Raw genomic sequence first — 5,762 nt, 5'->3', positions numbered from 1 at the left:
AAACATTCAACAATACCAGTAATGAGTCCAAAAGAATTCTTAGCCAAGAGAAAATCCGAGAGATAACAGGCCATGAAGAATGAAGAACTTCCTATCGTCGTTCCTCATCTTATGGCTGAACCGTTAGCGACAAGCGAGGCCGAGAAACTGAGCTATGAGCCATAATCAAAATTCGAAATAGAAAAACAAAAGCGGCTCAATTTGCCAACTCTCAAAAAAGCAAAGAGTCTTTCAGACACATTGCTTTTTCTGCCACCCGCAATCTATTCCCACCCACCACCCAAGTAGCTGGTGGAATCAAACGCGATCCCTCAAATAAGCATTCTAAAACATTATAATATCAATGCAGAATGTTATATTCGCCAAATATTGTCAAGTCAATTAATGGCATATGAAATCAATTGGTGAAACACTTAGAGAATTAAGAGAAGAAAACAATCTCTTGTTAAGGGAAGTAGGAGCTGAACTTGCATTAGATCCAACTATACTGAGTAAAATAGAAAGAGACGAAAGAATGCCTACTAAGGAACAAGTAGAGCTTCTTTCAAATTTCTACTCCAATGAAAAGAATAAAGTCATACTTGCTTGGCTTAGTGACAAGTTAGTTTACCAAATTGAAGGTGAGGAACTTGGCTTAGAAGCGATTAAGGTTGCAGAGGAAAAAATCAAATACCAAAAGAGCAAAAGTGAATAAAGTAAGTATAAAATTAGAAAAGTTAGAATATCAAGAGAATGCAATCTCTTCTGTGGTCAAGGTGTTTGAAGGAAACGACAAAAACAACTTTGACAATGCTTGTAAAGATGGAATTCGGTCAAATTTCAGCAATCTAACAATTGAGGAAATTCAAGGAAATATTAAAGAAATTATACAAGAGAATGGAATCGCGGAGGAAATTTCGGAATTAGCTGAAGAGCAAGAATTGACTATAGAAATGGAGACAGGTACTGGTAAAACTCTTGTCTACATAAAGTCCATCTATGAATTATTTAAAAACTTTGGATTTACAAAATTCATAATCCTTGTTCCTTCTGTTGCCATTAGGCAAGGAGTACTAAACACATTAGAATCATTTAAAGATCAACTTGAAGTTCAGTATGGTTTTACTCCACAGTACTTTGAATATAGTAGTAAGAAGTTGAACTATGTTAGAAACTTTATCGAGGAGCAGCATCCTCAGATTATGATAATGACTTTGGCATCATTTAACTCAGAAGATAAAATATTGAATCAGGCTAAACGTGAAGACCTTTTTGCAAATATCCCATTCATAGAAGCGATTGGTAGAACGAATCCAATAATCATTATGGATGAACCGCAAGAAGGAATGGATACTGAAAATTCAATTAATCAGATTTCAAAACTCAATCCACTTTTCAAAATAAGATATTCTGCAACACATAAAATCAAGAAAAACCTGATTTATAGATTGACTCCCTACGATAGCTATAAACAAGGTCTTGTCAAGAAAATTGAGGTGCTTACTGTTACAGAGAAAAATGATGAAGCAACTCTTAAATTGGAGTTATCGGAAACACAGAATGGAAAAGGCGACCCTAAAGCAAAAATCAAGGCTTGGGTACAGGCAAAGAGTGGAAAAATAGAATTCAAGAATACCAAGTGGTTGAAAGTCGGAGACAATCTTGGACAAATCACAAATAATCCAAGTTACTTACACTATACAGTTTCAAGAATCAACAAAAGCTTAAGAACTCAAAAATGGTCGGTTTCGTTCTCTAATGGAACAGAAATCTTAGAAAAACATGCATCTGGAAATATTCAAAACGTATGGGCACTTCAACTTGAATGGCTCATTATAAGACATTTTCAAAAGAAGCAAAGACTATCAGAACAAGGTATAAAATGTTTGTCTTTAGTCTTTATTGATAAAGTCGCCAACTATGTAAGTGATGAACCCATCATTAAAAATTTGTTCATAGCTAAATACAAAGAAGTTTATCCAGAGTTTAATAATGGAGAGCAGCCATCTGAGCAACACATCCAAGAGATACAGGGATATTACTTTGCTCAAACTGGTAAAGGTGAATTTACCGATAAGGAATCATCAATGCGAACTAACAAAGACATTTTCGATGCTATCCTCAAAGACAAAATTGGTTTGCTGAATTATGGAAACGAAGTAGCCAATAAAATAGAGTTTATATTTTCTCATTCAGCTCTTGGTGTCGGATGGGACAACCCAAATATTTTCAATATAGCGACTCTGAATACTTCATATTCTGAGATAAAGAAAAGACAGGAAATAGGTCGTGGACTCAGGATCAGTGTTAATTCTAATGGAGAAAGAGTTTATGACAAATTTGACGTTGAAGACGATCAACGAATAAACCAGCTCACTGTAATACCTAATGAATCCTACGAGACTTTTGTAACACAGTATCAAGAAGAAATCAAAGAAGTCTACGGAAGTCCTAATGCAGGTGCAGGTATGTCTCACTCACACAAAGGCAAACCTGTAAATCAAGTTAGGTTTAAGAGAAATAAGAACGGAGTCATAGATGAAGCATTTAAAAGATTTTGGAATTCACTCTCAAAAAAGACAGATTACTCTATATCATTTAATGAAGAACACCTTATTGCAAGATGTGCTGAAGCATTGAACGCTATCACAATTGCTGATTATGAAGTAGATGTAACAAGTAGGACAATAGGCTCTATTTCTGAAGAAGGAATTGATGATCGATTTGAAGGATCAGAAACGTACAAGCAGAAAGCGATTTTCTCTCCTTTGGATATTGTAGAAGAATTAAGTGAAGATACTGGACTGAGTTATTCGACTCTATATCAGATTATTTCCTCCATCACTAATCAAAATCACTTTGTCAAAAATCCTCCAAAGTATTTACATCAAGCATCAGCATTAATAAAAAACATTGAATTAGAGGAAATGGTGAGGGGGCTTGATTACCATCTAACAAATGAAAATTTTCCGTTTGCCTTTGATGACTTTGTAAGAAATATCAGCGACAAAGACTATGTAGAAACACCAAATAGAGGTGTCTTTGATAAAGTACTCATCGATAGAGGCAGTAATCCAGAAAGAAATTTTGCCATTGCAGCAGACCACGATGATGAAGTGGTTTGTTTCCTAAAGCTTCCAGCATACTATAAGATTCCTACTCCAATAGGGGCTTACAATCCAGACTTTGGGTTAGTGATGAAACGGAAAAGTCTGAAAGATGGTAAGGAGGATGAATTCTACTTTGTCATAGAAACCAAAGGGACGAATGACATCAATGATAAAAAAGCCCTTAAAGAAAGCGAACTCTATAAGATACAATGTGCTATCAAACACTTTAGCACTATAGGGATAGATGTGCATTACAAAGCACCAGTAAAGGAGTATCAATATTTTAAGGGAGAAGCATCCCAAACATTCAACTCAATAATTACGAATTAATGGATAGCGTAAATGATAAAATGCCACTAACGCCTGATTGGAATAAAGAGAGGTTGGCAAAACTGAAAGAAATAATGCCCGACATTTTTACCAATGAAGGGCAGCTCAGTATAAACGAACTCAAAAAAGTGATTGATCCCGAATTAGTAAGTGAAACAGAACGTTACGAATTTAGATGGTTTGGAAAATCAAAGGCCAAAAGAGAAGCATTCACTCCAACTGATGCGACATTAGTTTTTGACCCAGATAGAAGCGTCAATCCAGACAAATCCGAAAACATTATAATCGAAGGAGAAAACTTAGCTGTACTTAAACTCCTTAGCAACGCCTACCGTGAAAAAATCAAATGCATCTACATAGACCCACCCTATAATAAAGATAAAGACTTTGTATATTCGGACAAATGGAATCAAGATAAAGAGGAATATTGGGAAAATGCTGAATATGTTGAGAATGGAATGAAAGTCGATACCAACGTTGAGACAGATGGAAGATTCCACAGCAACTGGCTCAACATGATGTATAGTCGACTACTATTATCAAGGCAATTGCTAAAAAGAAATGGTGTGATTTTCATTTCTATAGATAACAATGAAATACATCATCTTACTAAACTTTGTGACGAAATTTTCGGTGAGAATAATTTTGTTGAATGTATCACCTGGAATAAAAGAGTACCAAAAAATGATAAGGGAATAGGGAATATTCACGAATATATTTTGGTTTATGTCAAAGACACAAGCATCAAGCAAGAATTGACAATGACAAAAGGAGGCATTGAAGAAATTCAAGTACTTATCGAAAAATTGAAGCAAAAAAAGAAACCAATTGCAGAGGCAGAAAAAGAATTAAAAAGACTTTATAAAAAACGAGACTTTGATAGAGGAATCACTCTATACAACTCCTTAACTTCAGACTATCGACTTTGGGGGAAAATAAATCAAAGTTGGCCAAATGCAAACACTTTTGGCCCGAGATATAAAGTTCCACATCCAATTTCCGGAGAACCAGTTAAAGTGCCTGATAGAGGATGGCGTTGGAAAGAAGAAACATTCTTCAAAGAAGCGGGTTTTGAAGACGGAAAATACAAATCAATAATTCCCTTGCACGATGGCAGCTATATGTGTGGTAATATATGGTTTAGCTCAACCGAGGACACACAGCCAAGTTCCATAACATATTTTGATCAAGTAGAAAGATTTTTATTAAGATCGATCTTATCATTTAAAAGTGATGGAGGAATTGAGGTAGAAAACATATTTGGAGGTAAAAGTTACTTCTCTTACCCTAAACCAACAAGTCTTGGTAAAATACTCTTTGATTCATTTAGATTTGAACCTGATGACATAATTCTTGACTTTTTTGCAGGGTCAGGAACCTCTGGTCATTCTATAAATGAATTGAATAGAGAAGATGGAAAGAATCGTAAATACATTCTCGTCCAACTCCCCGAATCGACAGACCCTAAATCCGAAGCTTTCAAAGCTGGCTACAAAAAAATCAGTGACATCACTATAGAACGTAACAAAAGAGTCATAGAAAAAATCATAGAAGAAAAGAAAGCAGAAACGCCTGATTTATTCACTGAAGACAACAAAGAAGATGCACTTGCAGGATTAGGATTCAAAGTATTCAAACTTCAAAAATCAAACTTCCCTCGTACTGAATTTGCGCCTGATCCTGAGAAGACCGAAGAAGAAAATATAGAACTACTGAATAGATATATCAGAGATAAAGAAGCTCAGATGGTGAACGCTTTCAACAAAGAAGAGTTGATCACAGAAATACTCATAAAGAAAGGTTACGAGTTAAACTATACACTTACTATTAAAGAGGAATTTAAGAAAAATGAAATATACCACGTTACAGATGGTAATAAAGAAACTCTAATTTGCCTTGATGGAGCTTTAGATAAAGAAACAGTGGAATACTTTAAAAAGAATCCAAATGAAAGTCTAATTGTATTGGAAAGAGCATTGGACACAACAAAAAAATGGAATCTAAAACATTACATGGGTGATAACTTTGTAGCATTCTAAGCAATTGCATTTGCAGCACACTGCCGTCCTCGTTCCTGCGGGCGACAGAGAGCTACAAGCCATCTCACAAAAGAAACCGTATAAATGAAAAAATTGACAAGCAAAAAAGGAACGCCAGTCGCTAACATGCTATGATCAGGGAATGCCTCCTTCGTCAGCACTCCCGATATAGCCGATCCGTTCTCAGTAATGCAAAAAGCATCATTGTTACGAATAAATACGAACTATTATTTTAACTTTATGGTTAATGAGAATAATTAACTTAGGAGTTTTAACAAAACACATTAAGAAAAATCGAGGGAAC

At 35.2% G+C, this 5,762-nt stretch carries 3 protein-coding genes; all 3 read left to right on the top strand.

Annotated features, from left to right (window positions below; translation table 11 throughout):
• Nucleotides 1-391 precede the first annotated feature (391 nt).
• The 3 genes from L2567_RS20420 to L2567_RS20410 are packed head-to-tail and all read left to right on the top strand — an operon-like array spanning nt 392 to nt 5,458.
• Nucleotides 392-694: a helix-turn-helix domain-containing protein gene (locus L2567_RS20420; RefSeq protein WP_235299717.1), complete on the top strand. Its 303-nt coding sequence runs from the start codon at nt 392-394 to the stop codon at nt 692-694.
• Complete coding sequence (locus L2567_RS20415; RefSeq protein ID WP_235299716.1) at nt 687-3,419, top strand: restriction endonuclease; 2,733 nt, start codon at nt 687-689, stop codon at nt 3,417-3,419. Before L2567_RS20420 ends, L2567_RS20415 begins: the two co-directional genes overlap by 8 nt.
• Nucleotides 3,419-5,458 carry a site-specific DNA-methyltransferase gene (locus tag L2567_RS20410; RefSeq protein WP_235299715.1) on the top strand — a complete coding sequence of 680 codons (2,040 nt, stop codon included), beginning with the start codon at nt 3,419-3,421 and terminating at the stop codon, nt 5,456-5,458. Before L2567_RS20415 ends, L2567_RS20410 begins: the two co-directional genes overlap by 1 nt.
• Nucleotides 5,459-5,762: the final 304 nt, after the last annotated feature.

This window comes from Portibacter marinus, from assembly GCF_021533195.1.
Taxonomy (GTDB): domain Bacteria; phylum Bacteroidota; class Bacteroidia; order Chitinophagales; family Saprospiraceae; genus Portibacter; species Portibacter marinus.
The sequence above is the reverse complement of the archived record's forward strand: the minus strand, read 5'-3'. Positions and strand labels throughout refer to the sequence as shown.

Coding starts and splice junctions, on each gene's coding strand:
- L2567_RS20420 (WP_235299717.1), top strand. CDS start 392: ATGAAATCAATTGGTGAAACACTTAGAGAATTAAGAGAAGAAAACAAT.
- L2567_RS20410 (WP_235299715.1), top strand. CDS start 3,419: ATGGATAGCGTAAATGATAAAATGCCACTAACGCCTGATTGGAATAAA.